This is a genomic window from Streptomonospora sp. PA3, from assembly GCF_009728995.1.
GTDB lineage: Bacteria > Actinomycetota > Actinomycetes > Streptosporangiales > Streptosporangiaceae > Streptomonospora.
On record NZ_VTZW01000019.1, the window covers coordinates 616,699 to 636,459 of the forward strand.

Sequence of the window (19,761 nt, forward strand, 5' to 3'; positions counted from 1 at the left end):
ACCGGCCCCGTGGCTGCGGGCCGGGATGCAGCGGTTGTGCGGCGGTTCGGGCCGGCGCTGCACGCCGCCGGCCGGTGCGCGCCGAGGCGGCGCGGTGGCGGGCGCGGCGCGCCGGGCGCCGCTGGAGTGGGCGTGCGGCCGCGGCGTGTGCGCGGCGCGGCCCTACTGGCGGGCCTGTTCGCCCCAGACGTACTTCTCGCCGATGCGGCGGATGTTCTTGTCGTCCTTGCGGATCATCCGCAGGTAGTCCTCGGGAGCGCGGTAGTCGACCTCCAGGCCCTGCTTGCCGAGCTGCTCGATGTGCTCGGGGTTGTTGATGGCCGTGCGGCAGGCGGCGCTGAGCCGCTCGACCACCCCGGGGTCCAGCCCGGCCGGCCCGGCGATGCCGCGAGAGGACCAGGACTCCACGCCGCCGAACCCGGCCTCGGCCAGCGTCGGCACGTCCGGCAGGTACTTGGAGCGCTCCTGGCTGTCCTTCATCACGGCCACGACCTTCAGCTCGCCGGCCTCGTGGTGGGAGGTCAGCTCGCCGACGTTGGCGAAGACGACGTCGGCGTTGCGGCCCAGCAGGTCGGAGATGCCGTCGGAGGACCCCTCGTTGTGCAGGACGTCGAACTTCGTCTTGTACCTGTCGGCCAGCCGCAGCGAGGCGTAGTGGTCGTCGCTGCCCACGCCGGTGGAGGTGACGATCAGGGGGTGCTTCTTGGCATAGGCCATGAGCCCGCCGATGTCGTCGAAGCGCTTGTCGTCGGGGTGGATCGCGACCGCGCCGTAGTCGGTCACCTGGTTGGCGATGAAGGTGAAGGAGTCGGGGCCCACGCCCTCCCGGCCCAGGCGCGGGTCGAGGTAGCCGGTCATGAAGTTGGGCGAGTTGACGAAGCCGAGGGTGTAGCCGTCCGGGTCGGCCTGCACGATCTCGTTCCAGCCGGCCCATCCCCCGCCGCCGGGGCGGTTGACGATCTGGAGCTGACCGCCGAGCTCCTTCTCCAGGAACGGCTGCAGGATGCGGGCGCCCACGTCCGTGCCGCCGCCGGCCGCGTAGGCGATGATCATCTGGATCGGGCGCTGCGGATACCTGCCTTCGGCGCCGCTCGCGGCTCCGCAGCCGGTCAGCAGGCCGCCGGCGGCGGCTCCGGCGAGGCCGAGCCCGCCCATGCGCAGGAAGCGCCTGCGGTCGAAGCTACGGGGTTGCGGTGGTGATGGTGTTCGTTTTTCGGGCACGCCAAATCTCGCCTCCTTGGTATATGGCATACCTCTGCCGAGGTGCCGTGCTGAAAGGCGGCGCGTGCAGCGGGGGGTGGGGCCGGGGCAGGGCTCCGGTCGCGGGGCTCAGGCCCCGCTCGACTCCTGCTGCTGCGCGAGGAACTTGATCATGGTGGCCTCACCGGCTTCGAGGTGGCCGATGAGCGCGGCGCGGGCCGCGGCCAAATCCTTTCTTCCGATTGCCTCGCAGACGTCCTTGTGCTCGCTGACGACCTCGTTCATCCGGCCTGCGTAGCCGGGGGCGAGGTAGTGGCGGATGCGGTTGATCTGCTTCTCGTTGACGGCGTAGAAGCGCTTCACCCGCGAGTTGCCGGTCAGCGCGACGATGCGCTTGTGGAACGCGTGGTCGCGCGCGAGGTACTCCTCGTAGGGCCCGGGAGGGCCCGGCCGCTGGGCCTCCTCGAAGAAACCGGCGAGCTCGTCGACGGTCTCCTCGTCCCAAGTCTGGGCCAACCGCTCCAGGCCCGCCGGCTCCAGCAGCCGGCGCACCTCATAAAGCTCGCGGATGTCGTCGACGTCGAACCCGGCGACGGAGTACCTCCCCCGCACGCGCACAGCGAGACCGGCGGCCTCCAGGCTCTGCATGGCGTCGCGGATGGGGGTGCGGCTGACACCGAGGACCTCGGAGAGCTGGCGGTCGACCAGCGGGGTTCCCGGCGGCAGTTCGCAGCGCACGATGGCGCCTTCGATCGCCTCGTAGGCGGTTTCGCTCATTCGCGACGTCTTCAGCGGGCCGTGTGCACGCATGGGGGCTAGCGCGTCCATGTGACGCACGGTACATTGCGACCCGGACCACAACAAGGGGATATGGAATACCAAATGCCAAATCCCGCATCGGAGGGTCGCCGCTCGGCGCGCGCTCCGCGGACGGGAGCCGCCGCAAGGGCGGCGATGAGGGGGCTGGAGAGAGTGCAGATGGCCGAAGAGACCCGGGCCGGGAGCGGCTCCGTCGCGACCGTCGAGGCGCTGGTGGCGCGCGTGCCGCTGGAGCGGGCGACGTCGTTCGCCACCCGCCGCGTCACCGCGCGGGACTACGTGCTGGTGACCGTCACCGGCGACGACGGCGTCAGCGGGCACGGATTCTGCTACGCGGGCAGCACCGGCGGCGAGGTGGTGCGCAGCGCGGTGACCGACCTGCTCGCGGGCGTCGTCCTGGGGCGCGACCCGTTCCTGGTGGAGCGGATCTGGCAGGACATGTATCAGGAGGCGCTGCTGCACGGCCGCACCGGCTCGGTCATGCGGGCGATCAGCGCGCTGGACATCGCCCTGTGGGACCGCAACGCCCGCGCCGTCGGGCTGCCGCTGCACCGCATGCTGGGCGGCTACCGCGCCGAGACGGTTCCCGCCTACGCCAGCGGCGGATACTACCTGGAGGGCAAGGGCCCCGAGGAGCTCGGCGCGGAGCTGGCCGGATACGTCGAGAGCGGCTTTCGCGCGGTGAAGATGAAGACGGGCCGGCTCTCCCCCGCCGAGGAGGAGGAGCGCGTGGCGGCGGCGCGCCGCGCGGTGGGCGAGGACGTGCTGCTCATGCTCGACGCCAACAACGCCTGGTCGGATCTGCCGGGGGCGCTGCGCACCATCGAGCGGCTGGCGCCCTACGATCCGTTCTTCATCGAGGAGCCCTTCAGCCCCGACGACATCGACAACCACGCCCGCCTGGCGCGCGCCACCCCGGTGCCGGTGGCCACCGGGGAGATCGAGGCGGGCCGCTGGCGGCACAAGGAGCTGCTGGAGAAGGAGGCCGCGGCCGTCCTGCAGACCGACGCGGCCGTCTGCGGCGGGATCACCGAGTTCCGCCGGATCGCGGCCCTGGCCGCCGGCCACGGGATCCCGGTGGCCCCGCACTGGTTCCACGACCTGCACGCGCACCTGGTGGCCTCGACCCCCAACTGCACCTTCGTCGAGTTCTTCCCCGACGACGCGGTGCTCAACTTCCGCAGGCTCCTCGACACCCAGCTGAGCGTGCGCGAGGGCGAACTGGTGCTGCCCCAGACCCCTGGGCTGGGATTTCGCTTCGACCCCGCCGCGGTCGAGCGCTACACCGTCCCCGGATCGGCGGCCACCGCCGCCGCCTGATGCGGACGGGAACGGCCGGGCGCGCCGCCGCGGCGCGGCACACCCGGCCGGCGGGCGGCCCGGCCGCCCTATCGACACAGGCAACCCGACCCGACAACCCAAAGGGAGCACGATGGCACAGGAGAGCGCCCCGCGCCGGTCGGCGGTCGTCATGGCCGGCACCCGCGGCCTGGGGCAGGCCTGCGCGGCCGAACTGCTGCGCGGCGGTCTGCAGGTGACCGTCTGCGGCCGCGACGCGCAGCGGCTGGAGCAGGCGGTGTCCGAACTGGGCGAGGAGGCCGGGGCCGACGCGGTGACCGGCGAGCGCGCCGACGTCTCGTCCGCCGAGGACGTCGAGCGCCTGGTCTCCGGCGCCGCCGAGCGCTACGGCCGGCTGGACGCGCTGGTCGTCAACGCCGGCGGCCCGCCCCCCGGCGACTTCGCCGATGTCAGCATGGAGGACTGGGACACCGCCTACGCGCTGACGCTGCGCAGCGCGGTGACCGCCATCCGCGCGGCCGTCCCGGCCATGCGCGAGGGCGGGTTCGGCCGCATCGTGATCATCGGCTCCTCCAGCGTGCGGCGCCCCATCGGCGGGCTCGTGCTGTCCAACGTCTTCCGCCCGGCTCTGGCGGGCCTGGTGAAGTCGCTGGCCACCGACCTCGCTCCGGAGGGGATCACCGTCAACATGGTCTCGCCCGGCCGCATCGACACCGAGCGGGTGCGCACACTGGACGAGCGCAAGGCCGCCCGCCAGGGCAGCAGCGCCGAGGAGGTGCGCCGCGGCTCGGAGGCGGCGATCCCGGCGGGCCGCTACGGGCGCCCGGAGGAGCTCGCCGCCATGGTGGGCTTCCTCGCAGAGGAGCGCGCCTCCTACGTGACCGGGCAGAGCCTGCTGGTCGACGGCGGCCTCGTGCCGTCACTGCCCTGACGCGGCCCTGCGGCCCCGTCCGACCGGCGGCCGGCCGCGCCCCGCGGAGGCGGGCGCGGCCGGGTCCGCCCCCGCCGGCAGGCGCCCGCCTCCGGCACCCCCGGTCCGCACTCAGCGGTCCGCCCGACCCAAGGGAGAAAGATGTACCTGGCCACAGCACGCAGCGCCGGCGGTGAGACCGCGGTCGTCGTCGACGAGAAGCGCGGTGCCGCCCCCGCGGCCGACGTCCTTCCCGGCGCGCCCTCCACCGCGTTGGAGGTCATCGAGCGCGTCGCCGAGCCCGAGTTCGTCGCCGCGGTCCGCAAGGCGCCCGACTCGGCGTTCGCGCCGCTGGAGGGCACCGAGTTCGCCGCCCCCTACACCCGGCCGCGCAAGATCTGGGGGATCGGACTGAACTACGTGGAACACGCCTCGGACCTGACCGAGTCGGTCCCCGAGGAGCCCGCGTCGTTCATGAAGGGCGACCACACCATCATCGCGCCGGGCGAGCCGATCCCGCTGCCCAGCCAGAGCGAGCGCGTCACCGCGGAGGCCGAACTGGGCCTGGTCATCGGCCGCGAGTGCCACGGCGTCGAGGACGACGACGCGCTGGACCACGTCTGGGGCGTGTGCACGGTCCTCGACCAGACCGCCGAGGACATCCTGGCCCGCAATCCGCGCTTCCTCACCCGCAGCAAGAACTTCCCCGGGTTCTTCTCCTTCGGCCCGGCCGTCGTGCCGCTGTCGGAGGCGCTGGCGGGTGTGGGCTCCATCGGCGAGCTGACCGTGGCGACGCGGCTCAACGGCGCGGACGAGCGGGTGAACACCGTCTCGCACATGCGCTACTCCCCCGCGTTCCTGGTCGGCTTCCACAGCCGCGTGATGCCGCTGTTCCCCGGCGACATCATCTCCACGGGCACGCCCGGCGCGGTGCACATCCGGCCGGGCGACGTCGCCGGGTGCCGCATCCCCGGCGTCGGCGAACTGACCAACCCGGTCGTGCAGGGCCGCTGACCGCCACCCGCGCAGAGCCCTCGGGGCGGCCGCGCCCGGAAGGCTCCCTCCATCCGGCGGCGAAGCCGGCCCGCCCCGCCTACATCGCGCGGTGTAGGCGGGGTGGGGCACCGGGTCGGACGCCCCGGCCCGCGACGCGCACCTAGCGTCGTCCCGGAACGCAATGGCCCGGCTCCGCCCGCGCGGCGACGCGGGCGGAGCCGGGCGGCTCGTGGAAGGGACGGCACAGGTGAACAGCGATCGAAGCGCGGTGCGCGGCGGACGGCGACCGGGGCTGCCCTGGTGGGGTGTGCTCGGGCTGGCCGCGCTGGGCGTTCCGCGCGCCGTCGCCCACGATCTGGACCTGGTGGGCCCGGCTGTGAACGCGGTGCTCGTCTTCGGCCCCGTCGCGGTGTGGATCGCCGTGGCGGTGCTGGGCCGGGTGCCCCGCCCGCTGCTCGCGCTGCTCGCGGTGGGGGCGGTCTACGGCGTGCTGCTGGGGGTGGTGCACCAGGTGCTGTGGACCCAAGGGCTCGGCGGGCCGCCGCGCCTGGGCGGCAACCTCGCCGGGGCCCTCGATCCGACCGTGGAGGCGGCGCTGCTGCGCGCCGCCGCGTTCGTCAGCAGTGTCGCCACCGGTGTCCTGGTGGGCGCGGTGAGCGGCGCGATCGCCTGGGCGCTCGCCCGCCTGCTGCCGCGCCGCTCGGGTTAGGCCCTGTTCAAGAACGGCGGGGCGCCGCGTTCCAGGAGCCGCCGGTTACCACCCGGGGCGGCCGACTTCTTGGACGGGACGGAGGGCACGGCGGCGGCCGATCAGCGGCGCAGGGCGGCGATCAGCAGGACCACCGCGATCAGACCGCCGACCCCGCCGACGGCCAGCAGGCCGACTCCCAGCCAGAGGAACAGGTCGAAGGCGCCTTCCTCGGTGCTCTGCGCTGTCACCGGGTCGCCGGGCGCGGCCGGGTCGTAGGCGACGGTGAGCCGCTCGCCCTCGTGGTAGGAGTCGGGGTTGAGCCCGCTCAGCCTGACCGAGGTGTACTGCTGTCCTTCGGCCTCGTAGTCGACGTAGACCTCGATGTCGGTGTCCGTACGCCTGTCGTCGCCGGTCCCGCGGACGTCGGTGGTGGTCTCGCGGGCGCTGACCACGGCTTCGGCGCGGCCGGTATAGGCGGAGTAGTCCGCCTGCCCGACCATCACGAAGATCCCGCCGATGATCAGCAGGATGAATGCGGCCAGGCCGATCGGCAGAGCCACGGCCAGCGACACGGCGCGCCGCGCCGTGCGCGGGGCTGCGGAACCCGGCGGATCGTACGAACCCTTCATAGCGGCCCCTTCCGGCCTTGCCCTGCTCATTGCTGCCACCGCTTCGACGCGCGAGGGCACCGCTGCGTTCCACCCCGGGCACACCCGTCTCCGGCAGTCCCGCACCGGCGGTTTCCGCAGGGACGGCCCTGGGTAGCTGGCTGCCAACCCGCCGGGTGCTACCCATTGCCCGGGGGCCAGTGTGGGGAGTGCGCACCGCGGGCGCATTCCCCACACGTCTGCGCAGACTTCGCCGCGACCGCGGGTCGCGACTGATCCCCGGCGGCGTCCGGCCGCCCGGCCGGCCTCCCCCAGGTCGGCCTCCCTCTCCGCCGCGCCGCCGGCCGTCCCGGCCGAGCGGTCAGGGACCGTCCGACAGCGGACCCGCGATCGGACGGCCACCGGGCGGAGCCGAACAGGGTGCCGCGCCGGCATGGCTGATCCGTCCCAGGACGCGCCGCTCGTAGTCGGCGGCGGCGCGGATCAGCGTCTCGTCACCGCGGCGCGGTGCGACCAGTTGGAGCCCGACGGGGCTCCCGTCGGCCAGGACTCCGGCGGGCAGGCTGATCGCGGGATGCCCCGTGAGGTTGAACAGCCAGGTCAGCCCCACGCTCATCGCCTCGCCGGGGCCCTGCGGCCCGTGGGGCGGGTTGGGCGTGGTGGGCGTGGCCAGCAGGTCGGATTCGGCGAACAGCTCCGCCAGCCGCGCTTCGGTGCGGGGGTCGACACCCGCGGCGCCCCCCGGGGCGGCGCGCCTGGCCCGCCACCGCGCGGCCGGGTCCGCGAGGTCGAGGCCGGCCTCGCGGACCGCGGTTCCGCCACGCCGCGCCCACTCCCCCAGCGCCCCGGCCGCGGTCTCCGCCACTTCGGGATCCACGCGGTTGAAGCCCAGCGACGCCGACCACTCCACGCGGCGGACCGGCGCCGGGCACGCGCACCCGGCGGACGCCTCCCCCAGCACGGCGCGGCGGTAGAGCGCGACGTCGGCGACGGAGCGGGTGATCGGGCCGCCCACCGTCAGCCCCGCGGGGTCGCGGGCCGGAAGCAGGCCCGTGGTCGGCTTGTATCCGACGACACCGCACCAGGCGGCGGGGATCCGGGTGGAGCCGGCGCCGTCGCTGGCGGTGGCCAGCGGCACCATGCCCGCGGCCACGGCCGCGCCCGAGCCCGCCGAGGACCCGCCTGGGCCGGCGCCCGGCCGCCGCGGGTTGGCCGTCAGCCCCCGCTCGGTGGCACCCCACGTCTTCCAGTCCGTACCGGGGCCGGGCACCGCGGTCGCGCCCACGGGCACCGCGCCGGCCGCCATCAACCGCCGCGCCTGGACGGAGGCGATCCCCTCGGACGCCTTCACTCCGATGGGCACGCCGGCCAGCGCCAGGACGGCGCCGCGCGCCACGGCGGCGTCGACCTCCGCGGCACGCTCGCGCGCCCAGTCCGCCCAGACCGCGGAGAAGGCGTTGACCTCCCCGTCCCTCCGGCGGATCGCGGCCAGGGCCGCGTCGACGAGCGCCGCGGCACCCGCCTCGCCGCGGCCGACCGACTCCGCGATCGCGGCCGCTCCCGCGAGAGCGAGGGCCGCCGCGTCCCGTGACGCCGGCGTATCGGCCATGAGAGGGATCCTCCTCCGCGGCTCCCCGCGGCCGCGGGGCGGAACAAGGGGCGGCTACCGGCCCCGCCAGGTCGTGGGGCGCTTTTCGCCGAAGGCGGCGACCGCGGTGCGGAAGTCCTCGCTGCCGTAGGTCCGTTCGATGAGATCGCGGTCGTCGGGGCGGTTGGCCTCGCGCAGGCGGCGCGCGGATTCCTTGGCCGCCCACATGGTGAGCGGGGCGTGTTCCGAGAGGGTCCGGGCCAGCGCCTCGGCATCGGCGTCGAGGGAGTCCTCGGCCGCCATCCGGGCGACGAAGCCGGCGGCGCCCGCCTCCTCGGCGGTGAGCATCCGCGCGGTCAGCAGCAGGTCGAGCGTCCGGGCGGTGCCCAGGTGGTCCACCAGCAGGGAGAACGCGGGCATCGCCAGGCAGTTGCCGAGCGTTCGGGCGATGGGCACGCCGAACCGGGCCGAGGGCGCGGCGATGCGCAGGTCGCAGGCCGCGGCGATGGCCAGCCCCCCGCCCACGCAATAGCCGCGCACGGCCGCGACCGTGGGCACCCGCACCGCCGCCAGGCGGTCGATGACGGCACCGATGCGCCGCTCGTAGGCGACGCCGTCGGCGCCTCCGGTGAACCCGGCGAATTGGCCGATGTCGGTGCCGGCGACGAAGGCCGCGTCCCCGGCCCCGGTGAGCAGCATGACGCGAATGTTCTCGTCGGCGTCGGCCCGTTCGCAGGCCTCGGCCAGTCCGTCGTACATGGCCCAGGTCATGGCGTTGCGGCGGGCGGGGCGGTTGAAGGTCACACTCAGCACGCCGCCGTGCTCGGCCACCAGCAACTCCTGCCCGCCGTCCCCACCGCCGGAGCCGGCCCGCTGGGCGGGCGCGGAGCACGCGGCCGTGTCCTCGCTCATGTCCTGCCTCCCCTTCGGCTCGAAGCCTGCTTGGCACCCGGCGGCCGTCCTCGCGCGCACCGGTTCGCAAGCATTGTCGCCCGCCCTGCCCGCCGGCCGGCGGGCAGGGCGCGGCTTGCGGCGCTCAGCGCTCCCGGCGACCACCCGCACGCAGGCGCTGGAGCCCCAGGGCGAGCAGGCCCGCGAGCGCCCCCCAGACCGCGTTGGTCAGCAGCACGGGCACGATCGCCACCGGCTGCGCCAGCGGCCCCTGCAGCTCGCCGCCGAGCGTGGCCGACAGGACGCCGCTGAGCACGATCGACAGCACGGCGTAGACCAGCCCCGCACAGACCAGGGTCAGCACCGGCTGACCGACGCGGTACAGGCCTACCACCGCGATCCACACGAGCGATATCGCGACCGTGGCGAGAATCGGTGCGGAGACGTCCACGCCCTCCACCTGGTTGGTGACGATGTTCAGCAGCGGCCGAACCAGTGCGAGGGCGCCGAGACCCACCACCAGCGGCCACCTGAGCCGTTTGAAGTCCACGGCCTCGACGCTAGAGCGAACCCGGTCGCTCGGACATCGGCCTGTGAGCGCACATTCCCATACATCGCAAGGCGGATCGGGTGGCTGCGCGCGGCCGACGAGGACGGTGGGTGGTCGGAAGCCCCACCGGGGTTGGGCGGGAAACGCGCCCGGCGCCCGATCAGCGGGAGTGCGGGTCACCGGCTTGCATGTCCCCGCCCGGAGACGCGCCCGGGCCGCCGCCCGCGGGGGCATCCGGCGGCCGGCCCTCCGGGGCGGACGACCCCGGCGGTTCGTTCGCGCCTCCGTCCTCGGGCGGGGACTGCCGGGCAGGCCGCGGGAACCGGCTCGCGACCACGATGTCGGTGGAGGAGTGCGCCAGGATCGAGATCACGATGGCCAGGGCCGCCAGGTGGAACAGCTCATCGCTGCGCGCGAGGTCGGACTCCAGCACGAGCAGGCCATAGACCACCGAGGCGAACCCCTTGGGGCCGAACCAGGCGACCGCGGTCCGCTCGCGCTTGCCCAGCCCCGACCCGGCCAGGGCCAGCAGCATCGCGACCGGGCGCGCCACCAGCAGCACCAGGAACGCGAAGATCCACCCGCTCAGCGGGATCTCGGCGAGGAAGGTCGGCGACATCAGTGCGCCGAACGCCAGCAGGGCGGCGAGCTTGAGCAGTTCGGCGATCGACTCGCCGAACCGGTCGAAGGCCGCGCGCATCTCCGGGCTCGCCGTCGCGATCGCCACCCCGGCGGTGAAGGCGGCCAGGAACATGTTGGCGTGCGTGAGCAGGCACAGCGCGAGGACGATCAGGCCGATGGCGAAGGCGCCGAGCGGCTCGTAGCGCGTGGTCGCGGTCAGCCAGGGCAGGCGCTCCAGCGCGATCCCGACCAGGGCGACGCCGACGCCCACCAGTACGCCCAGGCCCAGTTCCCCCGCGAGCGCCGCCGGGTGCGACGCCTTGTCCGCGGCCAGGGCCAGCAGCACCACGACGATCGGCAGCGTGATCCCGTCGTTGAGCCCCGATTCGACGTTGAGCAGGTGGCGGACCCGGTAGGGCACCCGTTCCCGCGACAGCAGCGCAGCGGCGAAGACCGGGTCGGTCGGCGAGAGCACCGCCGCGATCAGCAGCGCCTCCGGCCAGTCCAGCCCGACCAGGTAGCGGGCCACCAGCGCGATCAGCGCGAAGGTGAGGGGCATGCCCAAGCCGAGGGCGCGCGCGGGCAGCCTCCAGTGCGCGCGCAGGTCGCGCACGTCGAGCCGCATGCCGTCGGTGAACAGGACCGCGAACAGCGCGCCCTCGGCCAGCAGCCGCACCGAGTGGGTTCCCCCCGTCAGCGGCACCAGCGCCAGGACTCCCTCGCCGAGCACGAACCCGGCGACCAGGAACAGCACGGCCGTGGACAGCACGGTGCGGTGCGCGATTCCCGAGATCAGCACCGCGGCGAACAGCACCACCGCGAAAGCCAGCACCAGCTCGACCAATGTCCGCACCCCTCAGCAGCGGAAGACCGCCGTCGTCGGCCGCGTCCGGGGGTGCGCGATCGGCGCCCGTCCGGCGCGCCCGCACCCCGTTCCGCGCTGGCGCCTACCCGGCCCGGCGCCGGGCCATGCGGGCCCGGGCCGCACGCCGGCGTCGGCGCAGGAGCGCGGGCACGCGGGCACCGGCGGCCCGTAGCGGGCACGCGCGCGGCTCTGGCTACGGCCTGCACGGCCGCTGGGCGCGCTCGGGATCGGGGCCGCCGGCCGGCTCGGTCAGCCGGCGCGGCACCACCTGCCAGGACAGGCGGTCCCTGAGTCGGCCGCAGCCGACCACCTCGCCGCGGCCCGCCCGGAGCCGCGGTGGATGTGAGAGGCTACGCCGCGCCGTCGGCGGCGGCCTCCACCGCGGCGATGTCGATCTTGCGCATACCGAACATCGCCTGCATGGCCCGCTGGGCGCGCTCGGGATCGGGGTCGCTGGTCAGCTCGGTTAGCCGGCGCGGCACCACCTGCCAGGACAGGCCGTAGCGGTCCTTGAGCCAGCCGCACTGGACCTCCTCGCCGCCGCCCTCCAGCAGCCGCGACCAGTAGTAGTCCACCTCCGCCTGGTCGGCGCAGTCGATGTAGAGCGAGACGGCCTCGTTGAAGGTGAACGCGGGACCGGCGTCGAGCGCGATGTAGCGCTGGCCGGCCAGTTCGAAGGTCACGGTCTTGACCGTGACGTCGGAGTCGGGTGCCGTCTGGCCGAAGTCGACGATCTCCACGATCCGCGAGCCGTCGAAGATGGAGGTGTAGAACTTGGCGGCCTCTTCGGCCTGGTTGTCGAACCACAGATGGGTCATGATCTTCTGCACGTCGTGCTCCTTCGCCCGTGCGGGTCCGCGGGGCGGATCCGCCGCCTCGGTGGGGGCACCGCCGTCAGCGCCGCGATGCCCAGAGGGTAGACCGGCGCCGACCCGCGGACTCATCGCCGCGGGCGCGGATTTCCGCGCGGATTTCCGCGGCGTGCCGTGGCGGTGGAGCACCGGCCGCGCGGGCGGACGGCCGCCCTGAGGCGGTGATGCCCCGGTCGCCGCGGCCGTTCCCCGGTCTCCGGTGGGATTCCGCCGGCGGGGCGCAGCCCGCCTCAGTCGACGCCGATGCGGTGCAGGCGCACGTCGCTCAGCCGGCCGTCGGCGGCGGTCGCGGTCATGTAGGTGTGGTGGGGCTGGCGGCGGCGGTCGGTGGGCGATCCGGGGTTGAGCAGCCGCAACCCGTTGGGCGCGGTGGAGTCCCAGGGGATGTGGGAGTGGCCGAACACCAGCGCGTCGGCGTCGCCGAACCGCTCGGCGCACCGCTTCTCGCGCCCTTTGGCCTGGCCGGTCTCGTGCACGACGGCCAGGCACACGCCCTCCAGCGTCACCCGGGCGACCTCGGGCAGCCGCTCGCGCAGTTCGGGGCCGTCGTTGTTGCCGTAGACCCCCACGAGCCGGCGCGCACGCGCCCGCAGGTCCTCCAGCGAGGCCAGGTCGACCCAGTCGCCGGCGTGCACCACCACGTCGGCGCGCTCGGCCTCGTCGCGGACCTGCGCGGGCAGCTCCCGCGCCCGCCGCGGGATGTGGGTGTCGGAGACGATCAGCAGCCGCATCCCGTTCAGCCTAGCCAGGGGGGCACCCCGGGAGCGGCCCGCCCCGCCCGCGGACCGGCGGACATGGCGGAGGGCGCTCCGGCGGTGGCCGTCCGCAACCTCCGGCCCGTCTGCGGCGCCCCGCACCGGGGCGCCCGCCCATTGACTTCAAGTTAGCTTGAGGTTCTAGTGTCGGCCCTGCCGTGGGATACGGCGGCGATGCCGCGGCCGCCGCCGCTCCCGGACTCCGCCGAGCCGACAGGGTGATCCACATTGAGCATGGAGATCAGCGCGTGGACCTCGATGTACCACGCCGTGCACGCGCCGGACGACCGCCGGCCGTTCTCCGCGGCCACGCTGCGGCGCATCGGCCGCTTCGCGCGCCCCCACCGGCGCGGACTGGCGGCCTTCGTCGTTCTCAGCAGCACCACGGCCGCGCTGGCGGTGGCGACACCGCTGCTGGCCGGGCGCATCGTCGACGCGATCGTCGCCGCCGCGCCCCTGGGCGACATCCTGCGCCTCGCCGCGCTGATCGCGGCGATCGCCCTGGCCGAGGCCGGGCTCGGCCTGCTCACGCGGTGGTTCTCCGCCCGGATCGGCGAGGGGCTGATCCTGGACCTGCGTTCGGCCGTCTACGACCACGTGCAGCGGCTGCCGGTCGCCTTCTTCACCCGCACCCGCACCGGCGCGCTGGTCAGCAGGCTCAACAACGACGTCATCGGCGCGCAGCGGGCGTTCTCCGACACCCTCTCGGGTGTCGTGGGCAACCTGGTGACACTGGTGCTGACGCTGGCGGCAATGCTCGCCCTGTCCTGGCAGATCACGCTGGTCTCCCTGCTGCTGCTGCCGATGTTCGTGATACCGGCCCGGCGGATGGGCGGCCGGCTGGCGCGGCTGGAGCGCGAGGCCGCGGACCACAATGCGGCCATGGGCACCCGCATGACCGAGCGGTTCTCCGCGGGCGGCGCCGTGCTGGTCAAGCTCTTCGGCCGCCCCGAGCAGGAGTCGGCGGAGTTCCGCATCCGGGCGCAGCGGGTGCGCGACATCGGGGTGCGCACCGCCATGCTGCAGACCACGTTCATGACCGCGCTGACGCTGGTCTCGGCACTGGCGCTGGCCTTCGTCTACGGGATCGGCGGCTTCCTGGCGCTGAGCGGGACCCTGGAGGCCGGCGCCGTGGTGGCGCTGGCGATGCTGCTGACCCGGCTCTACGCCCCGCTGACCGAGCTGGCCGGCGCCCGGGTGGAGGTCATGAGCGCGCTGGTGAGCTTCGAGCGGGTCTTCGAGGTGCTCGACCTGGAGCCCATGATCAAGGAGCGGCCCGGCGCCGTAGCGGTGCCCGATGGCCCGGTCTCGGTGGAGTTCGACGGGGTCTCCTTCGCCTATCCCAGCGCCGAGAAGGTGTCGCTGGCCTCGCTGGAGGAGATCTCCGCACTGGACACCCGGGCCGGCGAAACGGTCCTGCACGAGGTGTCCTTCCGCGCCGAGCCGGGCCAGACGGTGGCGCTGGTGGGCTCCTCGGGCGCGGGCAAGTCCACCATCGCCTCGCTGCTGCCGCGCCTTTACGACGCCGACGACGGCGCGGTCCGCCTGGGCGGGGTCGACGTGCGCGACCTGTCGGCCGAGTCGCTGCGCCGGACGCTGGGTGTGGTGACCCAAGACGGGCACCTCTTCCACGACACGGTGCGCGCCAACCTGCTGCTGGCCCGGCCCGATGCCGACGACGCCCAGCTGTGGGACGCGCTGCGCCGGGCCCGGCTGGAGGAGCTGGTGGCGTCCTTGCCCGAGGGGCTGGACACCGTCGTGGGCGAACGGGGCTACCGCTTCTCCGGCGGCGAGCGCCAGCGGCTGACCATCGCCCGGCTGCTGCTGGCCCGGCCCCGCGTGGTGATCCTGGACGAGGCGACCGCGCACCTGGACTCCACCTCCGAGGCGGCGGTGCAGGAGGCGCTGGCCGAGGCGCTGGAGGGCCGCACCGCGGTGGTCATCGCCCACCGCCTGTCCACGGTGCGCGCCGCCGACCTGATCCTGGTGGTCGAGGGCGGCCGGATCGCCGAGCGCGGCACCCACGAGGAGCTGCTGGCCGCGGGCGGGCGCTACGAGGTGCTGTACCGCACCCAGTTCGCCGCCTCCGGCGAGGACTCCCCCGCCCCGATCGAACCGGTCCGGTGAGGGCGCGGGAGGCGGGCGCGCGGCCGCGCGCGCCGACCGGCCCCGGCGTTCGTCAGCCCTGTCCTTCGGGCTCCTCGGCGCCGGTGTAGAAGGCGGTCGTGCGCTCGGCCGCCCTGCGGGCGGCCTCCTCCTCGGTCCCGGAGTCGACGCTGGCCCGGCGCCAGCGGTCGCTGCTCGCCGCGATGAAGCGCCGGCCCTCGTCGGTGACCGACCACTCCTCGGCCTCGGCGGGACCGATGCCCGATCCGGTGCCCAGGTGGGCGGACAGCCCCATGAACGCCAGGTCGTAGCCGACACCCACGGCGCCCGGCCCGAACCGGTCCCAGAAGTCGTCGTCGACGTGGGCGATGTGCACCAGCTCCAGCCGGGTCCCGGCGGGCTCGGCGGCGACGCTCACCTCGATCCAGCTGACGTCGTCGCCGTACTCCCAGGTGGCGGTGAAGGCCGAGGGCGGATCGCAGGTGGTGATGGTGCCGCTGGCGTTGCCCTCGATCCGGTAGTGGCCGCCTTCGCGCAGATCGCCGGATACGGGGGCGAACCAGCGCGGGAGGCGCTCGGGGTTGGTGACGGCGTCCCACACGTCGTGGACGGGGGCGTCGTAGGTCTGGCTGATCGTCATCACGCGGGCCTCGCCGGCGTCCAGCATCCGCGTGCCCACGCGGCGGCGTACGGCGCTGATCTGGTGGTCGACGTCTGTCACGGTGGTCTCCTCGGGATCGGGCGGGTCTCACTCGGGCTCGCCGGCGTCGGCGCCGCCGCCCTCGCGGATGCGGCGCTCGCGCCGTCCCCGGGCCAGCTCGGTGGCCAGGGCGTCGAAGCGGGGCGCCCAGAAGAGCCGGAACCGGTCGAGCCATTCGTCGATGTCGCGCAGGGGTCCGGGGTTGACCGCGTACAGGCGCCGCGTCCCCTCGGGGCGCACCGTGGCGAACCCGCTCTCGCGCAGCACCTTGAGGTGCTGGGAGACGGCGGGCTGGCTGATCCCGAACTCCTCCCTGATGACCGCGCTCACCGCTCCGGAGGTCGACTCGCCTTCCGCGAGGAGTTCGAGGATCCGGCGGCGCACAGGGTCGCCGAGCACGTCGAACGCGTTCATCTCCCCAATGTACACCTGCGGCTTATATAAGCAAGCATTTAAACTTCCGTGTCGCGGATCTCCCGCGGACCTCCGCCCAGGCGCGCCCGCGGACCGCGCCGGCCGGTGCCGTTCCGGCCCCCTCGTGCGAGGTACTACAGTCTGTCGTATGCGTGGTCTCCCAGCTCCGGCCCCCTATGCGGCCGACGACATCCAGCTGCTGAACCTTCCTCTGTGGGCCTGGCAGATCGCGCTGGCCGCAATCGGAATCGCCGTGCTGGCCCTGCTGGCCCGCAGCGTGTGGCGGCCCACCACCGCCGCGCTGCGCTGGTGGGGCCTGGGCAACATCGTGGTCAACGTCGGCATCGCCGTGACCGGTGCGACGGTGCGGGTGACCTCCTCGGGCCTGGGCTGCTCGGAGTGGCCCCGCTGCACCGAGGAGAGCTTCGTGCCCGTCGACACCGGGCACTCCGCGATCAACGCCGCCATCGAGTTCGGCAACCGCACGCTGACCTTCCTGGTGCTCGCCGTGGGCGTCATCGTCTTCGTCGCCACCCTGCGTCTGCGGCCGCGCCGCCGCGACCTGCTCGTCTATGCCACGCTCATTCCCCTCGGCGTGCTGGGCCAAGCCGTCGTCGGCGGCATCACCGTCTGGAGCGACCTGCACCCGGCCTCGGTGGCCGCCCACTTCCTGCTGTCGATGCTGGTCGTGGTCCTGACGATGGCCTACTACGTGCGCTGCCGCGAACCCCGCGGGCGCCTGCGCCCCACCGTGGGCCGCCCGCTGCGCGTGCTGGCCACCGCCATGGTGCCGCTGGGGTTCGCGCTGCTGGTGGCCGGCACCGTGGTCACCGGCACCGGTCCGCACGGCGGCGATGCCCAGGCGCAGCGCTGGGACTTCGACATGGTCGCGGTGGCGCGCATCCACTCCGCACTGGCCTGGGCGGTGCTGGCGGGAGCGGTGGTGACCGCGGCGGCCGCCGCCCGGCGCCGCACGCCCGCGCCCCTGCGCACGGCCGCCTGGCTGCTGCTGGCGGCCGTGCTCGCCCAGGGCGCCGTGGGCTACACCCAGTACCTGCTGGGCCTGCCCGAATGGCTGGTCGTGCTGCACGTGCTGGGGTCGGGGCTGGTGTGGGCCGCGATCCTGCGCGTGTACTTCGCCACCGCCGAGCGGGTGGCGCTCACCAGCCCTGACCCGGCCCCGGCTGCTGCGGCGGGTACGGCGGCTGCCCGGGATTAGGCGGCGGGGCGCCGGGAGCGCCCGGCGCCGGCGGCTGCTGGGCCGCGCGCTGCTGCTGGGCCTGGGCGATGACGTGCGCGAAGTCGGCCCGCTGCAGGAACCCGGAGTCGGTCGCGGCGGGCGCCCACGCCGGCGCGGCGGGCTGCTGCACGTGGCCGAGGAAGGCGGTGCGGGCCGCGTGCATCAGCGCGAGGAAGCTGTCGCGGCGCTCCTCCCAGGCGGGCCGGGCGACGCCGCGGGCCAGGCGCTGGTGCAGCAGCGCCAGCTCGGTGGCGGCCAGCTGGTAGTCCTTCATGGCTTTGCGCCCGCGCTGGCCCGCGTTGCGCTGCGCCCAGCTGCGCGCCCCGCGCCGCCCCGGGATGGAGCTGAGCATTCGCACGTCGGCCGGGGTGACCAGGCCGGTGGAGACATAGGGCGGCAGGAAGTGCGCGATCGCGGCCACCTGGCGGCGGCGGTCCTGCACGGCCAGCACGATGATCGAGATCAGGACGAAGAACAGCACCAGGTATGCCACGCCGAACCCCGCCCAGCCGAACGCGGTGGAGGCGTTCCACAGCCCGTGCAGCACCACGGCGCCGATCCAGCCCAGGACGGGGGCGACCATCCGCCCGCCGCCGCGGTTGATGGCGGCGTAGGCGACGCCGATGCCGATCATCGCGGTGTAGAGCGGGTGCCCGAAGGGGGAGATGAGCCCGCGCAGCACGAAGGTGAAGCCCAGTCCGAAGGCGCCTTCGCTGAGGTAGGAGCTGAGGAAGTAGAGGATGTTCTCGGTGAAGGCGAATCCGGTGGCGACCATCGCCGCGTAGATGACGCCGTCGGTCAGCGAGTCCAGCTCGTAGCGCCGCCGCCACAGCATGATCAGCAGCACGGCGCCCTTGGCGCTCTCCTCGACCACGGGCGCGCCCACGGCGGTGGAGACGAAGTCGCCCATCGACTGGCCGAAGGCCGGGACGGTAACGAAGGCCATGCCCGCCGTGTTGAGGATGAAGGAGACCACCACGGCCACGCCCGCGCCCCACAGGAACGCGAAGAGGAGCACCATCCCCGGCTCGGGTTCGAGCCGGTCGAGCATCAGGATGAGGGGGATGAGGATCGCCACGGGGATGATCGCGGCGAACAGGCTGATGACGAACCCCACGGCACCGGCCACCCCGCCGCCGGCCAGGCCCGACCACAGCAGGTAGGCGAACATGGCCAGCATGCAGATCACGCTGATGACGATGCCGATGGTGAGTCCGACGGAGCGGCGGCCGGGCTTGCGCCCCTCCAGAATGGCTTTGGCGTCTAGTGCGGGCATGGCCTCAGATCGTAGTGGTTGGCGGGAGCGCGCAGGAATCGCGGAAGGGCGGCCAGCAGCGGAATCGCCGGTTTCGGCGGCGATTGCCCCGTTCGGAGCCGGCGGCGGCCACTACCGGCCACCAACGCGGCCTTGACGGTGCGGCGCGGGGCCGCGGATCAGCGCGGGCTCAGCCCAGCAGGCCGGCCAGCAGCGGGTCGACGGTCACGGCGCAGAACAGCAGCGCGAGGTAGGCGTTGGACAGGTGGAAGAAGCCCATCGTCGACAGCCTCGGGCCCGTCACGCCGGCGCGCACCCGCGCCAGCAGCCGGTGGGCCTGCACCAGCAGCAGCACCCCCAGCACCAGCGCGACCACCGGGTAGAACAGCGTGGTGCCGGCGACCGGCCACAGCAGCAGGGAGGTCACCACCGTCGCCCAGCTGTAGAGCACGCACTCCAGCAGGACCCGCCGGTCGGTCGCCACCACCGGCAGCATCGGCACCTTGGCGGCGGCGTAGTCCTCGCGGTAGCGCATCGCCAGAGCCCAGGTGTGCGGCGGGGTCCAGAAGAACACCACCAGGAAGAGCACGAACGGCGCCCAGTCCAGCCGGTTGGTGATCGCGCTCCAGCCGATCAGCACCGGCATGCAGCCGGCGATGCCGCCCCACACCACGTTCTGCGCCGTCCGCCGCTTGAGCAGCATGGTGTAGACGAAGATGTAGAAGAGGATCGCGAAGGCCGACAGCGCCGCCGAAAGCGGGTTGACCAGCAGGGCGAACCCGGCCGTGGAGCCCGCGGCCAGCACCAGCCCGTAGATCAGCGCCCCCCGCGGGGTCACGCGCGCCATGGCCACCGGCCGCCGCCGGGTGCGGCGCATCTCCTGGTCGATGTCGCGGTCGATGAAGCAGTTGATCGCGTTGGCGCTGGCCGCCGACATGGTGCCGAAGACCAGGGTGGCCAGCGCGGTTCCCAGGGGCGGAACTCCCGCGGCGGCCACGAACATCACCGGGATCGTGGTGATCAGCAGCAGTTCGATGACCCGCGGCTTGGACAGGGCGACATAGGCGCGCACCTGTGCCAGCAGGGCCGCGCCCGGCGAATCCGGGTGCCGTGCGCCCGCGTCGCCGGCGGCCTCGCCGGGCGCGGGGTGGGTGGAACCGTCCGTGAGCGCCATCAGTGCCGCCGCGCCGTCGGCCCGGCCCCGGGCACCGTGGATTCGGGGGACATCCGCTCTCCGGACACTGACACGCTCAACCTCAACGGAACTCAGGGGTCTGATCTGCTCGCCACAGCGGGGGCCTTCGCGCACCGGCGCCGACACCGGTCCAGGGACAACCCCGTCAACGACATACTGTAGTACTTGCCCCGGACGCACCTTGAC

The 19,761-nt window shown here is 73.8% G+C and carries 19 protein-coding genes; 6 read left to right on the forward strand and 13 right to left on the reverse strand.

The genetic code is table 11. The features are described from left to right. Positions 1-162 precede the first annotated feature (162 nt). Together FZ103_RS21985 and FZ103_RS21990 are read right to left on the reverse strand one after the other, a co-directional pair. Positions 163-1,221 carry a tripartite tricarboxylate transporter substrate binding protein gene (locus FZ103_RS21985; RefSeq protein ID WP_186356663.1) on the reverse strand — a complete coding sequence of 353 codons (1,059 nt, stop codon included), beginning with the start codon at positions 1,219-1,221 and terminating at the stop codon, positions 163-165. Between the two features lie 108 nt (positions 1,222-1,329). Next, the gene (locus FZ103_RS21990) at positions 1,330-2,028 is read right to left on the reverse strand and encodes a GntR family transcriptional regulator (RefSeq protein ID WP_156003701.1); all 699 of its coding nucleotides are present in this window, start codon (positions 2,026-2,028) and stop codon (positions 1,330-1,332) included. A gap of 150 nt (positions 2,029-2,178) precedes the next feature. On the opposite strand from FZ103_RS21990, the gene FZ103_RS21995 reads away from it, so the two are divergent. From FZ103_RS21995 to FZ103_RS22010, 4 genes are all read left to right on the forward strand, one after another. Further along, positions 2,179-3,339 (forward strand): mandelate racemase/muconate lactonizing enzyme family protein, encoded by a 1,161-nt coding sequence (locus FZ103_RS21995; protein ID WP_156003702.1) that lies wholly within the window; start codon positions 2,179-2,181, stop codon positions 3,337-3,339. A gap of 112 nt (positions 3,340-3,451) precedes the next feature. Further along, positions 3,452-4,249: an SDR family oxidoreductase gene (locus FZ103_RS22000; RefSeq protein ID WP_156003703.1), complete on the forward strand. Its 798-nt coding sequence runs from the start codon at positions 3,452-3,454 to the stop codon at positions 4,247-4,249. A gap of 141 nt (positions 4,250-4,390) precedes the next feature. Beyond that, positions 4,391-5,242, forward strand: a complete 852-nt coding sequence (locus FZ103_RS22005) for a fumarylacetoacetate hydrolase family protein (protein WP_156003704.1) — start codon at positions 4,391-4,393, stop codon at positions 5,240-5,242. A gap of 229 nt (positions 5,243-5,471) precedes the next feature. Next, positions 5,472-5,933, forward strand: a complete 462-nt coding sequence (locus FZ103_RS22010; protein ID WP_343233647.1) for a hypothetical protein — start codon at positions 5,472-5,474, stop codon at positions 5,931-5,933. Positions 5,934-6,034: 101 nt separating this feature from the next. On the opposite strand, the gene FZ103_RS24985 is transcribed toward FZ103_RS22010, so the two are convergent. From FZ103_RS24985 to FZ103_RS22045, 7 genes are all read right to left on the reverse strand, one after another. Beyond that, positions 6,035-6,544, reverse strand: coding sequence for a DUF3592 domain-containing protein (locus FZ103_RS24985; protein WP_186356664.1), 510 nt, complete (start codon positions 6,542-6,544; stop codon positions 6,035-6,037). A gap of 340 nt (positions 6,545-6,884) precedes the next feature. After that, complete coding sequence (locus FZ103_RS22020) at positions 6,885-8,132, reverse strand: amidase (RefSeq protein WP_156003706.1); 1,248 nt, start codon at positions 8,130-8,132, stop codon at positions 6,885-6,887. A gap of 54 nt (positions 8,133-8,186) precedes the next feature. Continuing rightward, the gene (locus FZ103_RS22025; RefSeq protein WP_156003707.1) at positions 8,187-9,023 is read right to left on the reverse strand and encodes an enoyl-CoA hydratase/isomerase family protein; all 837 of its coding nucleotides are present in this window, start codon (positions 9,021-9,023) and stop codon (positions 8,187-8,189) included. 124 nt (positions 9,024-9,147) lie between these two features. Further along, a complete protein-coding gene (locus tag FZ103_RS22030) occupies positions 9,148-9,552 on the reverse strand; it encodes a hypothetical protein (RefSeq protein WP_186356665.1) in 405 nt (134 codons plus the stop codon). A 160-nt stretch (positions 9,553-9,712) separates the two neighbouring features. Continuing rightward, positions 9,713-11,017, reverse strand: coding sequence for a sodium:proton antiporter (locus FZ103_RS22035; RefSeq protein ID WP_255430187.1), 1,305 nt, complete (start codon positions 11,015-11,017; stop codon positions 9,713-9,715). A gap of 371 nt (positions 11,018-11,388) precedes the next feature. Further along, positions 11,389-11,856, reverse strand: coding sequence for a VOC family protein (locus FZ103_RS22040; RefSeq protein WP_156003894.1), 468 nt, complete (start codon positions 11,854-11,856; stop codon positions 11,389-11,391). Between the two features lie 284 nt (positions 11,857-12,140). Beyond that, positions 12,141-12,641 (reverse strand): metallophosphoesterase, encoded by a 501-nt coding sequence (locus FZ103_RS22045; RefSeq protein ID WP_156003708.1) that lies wholly within the window; start codon positions 12,639-12,641, stop codon positions 12,141-12,143. Between the two features lie 258 nt (positions 12,642-12,899). On the opposite strand from FZ103_RS22045, the gene FZ103_RS22050 reads away from it, so the two are divergent. Continuing rightward, complete coding sequence (locus FZ103_RS22050) at positions 12,900-14,792, forward strand: ABC transporter ATP-binding protein (RefSeq protein ID WP_222936823.1); 1,893 nt, start codon at positions 12,900-12,902, stop codon at positions 14,790-14,792. 52 nt (positions 14,793-14,844) lie between these two features. On the opposite strand, the gene FZ103_RS22055 is transcribed toward FZ103_RS22050, so the two are convergent. Together FZ103_RS22055 and FZ103_RS22060 are read right to left on the reverse strand one after the other, a co-directional pair. Further along, positions 14,845-15,492: an SRPBCC family protein gene (locus tag FZ103_RS22055; protein WP_186356666.1), complete on the reverse strand. Its 648-nt coding sequence runs from the start codon at positions 15,490-15,492 to the stop codon at positions 14,845-14,847. A 27-nt stretch (positions 15,493-15,519) separates the two neighbouring features. Further along, on the reverse strand, positions 15,520-15,885 hold the full coding sequence (locus FZ103_RS22060; RefSeq protein ID WP_156003710.1) for a helix-turn-helix transcriptional regulator: 366 nt from the start codon (positions 15,883-15,885) through the stop codon (positions 15,520-15,522). Positions 15,886-16,033: 148 nt separating this feature from the next. On the opposite strand from FZ103_RS22060, the gene FZ103_RS22065 reads away from it, so the two are divergent. Beyond that, positions 16,034-17,104, forward strand: a complete 1,071-nt coding sequence (locus FZ103_RS22065) for a heme A synthase (protein WP_156003711.1) — start codon at positions 16,034-16,036, stop codon at positions 17,102-17,104. Here FZ103_RS22065 and FZ103_RS22070 read toward each other — a convergent pair. Both FZ103_RS22070 and FZ103_RS22075 read right to left on the reverse strand, forming a co-directional pair. Further along, positions 17,046-18,401: a PrsW family intramembrane metalloprotease gene (locus FZ103_RS22070; protein ID WP_156003712.1), complete on the reverse strand. Its 1,356-nt coding sequence runs from the start codon at positions 18,399-18,401 to the stop codon at positions 17,046-17,048. The two genes, FZ103_RS22065 and FZ103_RS22070, sit on opposite strands and share 59 nt — an antisense overlap. Positions 18,402-18,570: 169 nt before the next feature. Continuing rightward, positions 18,571-19,554: a heme o synthase gene (locus tag FZ103_RS22075; RefSeq protein ID WP_156003713.1), complete on the reverse strand. Its 984-nt coding sequence runs from the start codon at positions 19,552-19,554 to the stop codon at positions 18,571-18,573. Between the last annotated feature and the right edge of the window lie 207 nt (positions 19,555-19,761).

Bases quoted from the DNA above. Each gene is read 5' to 3' on its own strand.
- FZ103_RS21995 (WP_156003702.1), top strand. From the start codon at position 2,179: ATGGCCGAAGAGACCCGGGCCGGGAGCGGCTCCGTCGCGACCGTCGAG.
- FZ103_RS22050 (WP_222936823.1), top strand. From the start codon at position 12,900: ATGGAGATCAGCGCGTGGACCTCGATGTACCACGCCGTGCACGCGCCG.
- FZ103_RS22020 (WP_156003706.1), bottom strand. From the start codon at position 8,132: ATGGCCGATACGCCGGCGTCACGGGACGCGGCGGCCCTCGCTCTCGCG.
- FZ103_RS22065 (WP_156003711.1), top strand. From the start codon at position 16,034: ATGCGTGGTCTCCCAGCTCCGGCCCCCTATGCGGCCGACGACATCCAG.
- FZ103_RS21990 (WP_156003701.1), bottom strand. From the start codon at position 2,028: ATGGACGCGCTAGCCCCCATGCGTGCACACGGCCCGCTGAAGACGTCG.
- FZ103_RS22070 (WP_156003712.1), bottom strand. From the start codon at position 18,401: ATGCCCGCACTAGACGCCAAAGCCATTCTGGAGGGGCGCAAGCCCGGC.
- FZ103_RS22060 (WP_156003710.1), bottom strand. From the start codon at position 15,885: ATGAACGCGTTCGACGTGCTCGGCGACCCTGTGCGCCGCCGGATCCTC.
- FZ103_RS22025 (WP_156003707.1), bottom strand. From the start codon at position 9,023: ATGAGCGAGGACACGGCCGCGTGCTCCGCGCCCGCCCAGCGGGCCGGC.
- FZ103_RS22075 (WP_156003713.1), bottom strand. From the start codon at position 19,554: ATGGCGCTCACGGACGGTTCCACCCACCCCGCGCCCGGCGAGGCCGCC.
- FZ103_RS22005 (WP_156003704.1), top strand. From the start codon at position 4,391: ATGTACCTGGCCACAGCACGCAGCGCCGGCGGTGAGACCGCGGTCGTC.
- FZ103_RS24985 (WP_186356664.1), bottom strand. From the start codon at position 6,544: ATGAAGGGTTCGTACGATCCGCCGGGTTCCGCAGCCCCGCGCACGGCG.
- FZ103_RS22000 (WP_156003703.1), top strand. From the start codon at position 3,452: ATGGCACAGGAGAGCGCCCCGCGCCGGTCGGCGGTCGTCATGGCCGGC.
- FZ103_RS22040 (WP_156003894.1), bottom strand. From the start codon at position 11,856: ATGACCCATCTGTGGTTCGACAACCAGGCCGAAGAGGCCGCCAAGTTC.
- FZ103_RS22045 (WP_156003708.1), bottom strand. From the start codon at position 12,641: ATGCGGCTGCTGATCGTCTCCGACACCCACATCCCGCGGCGGGCGCGG.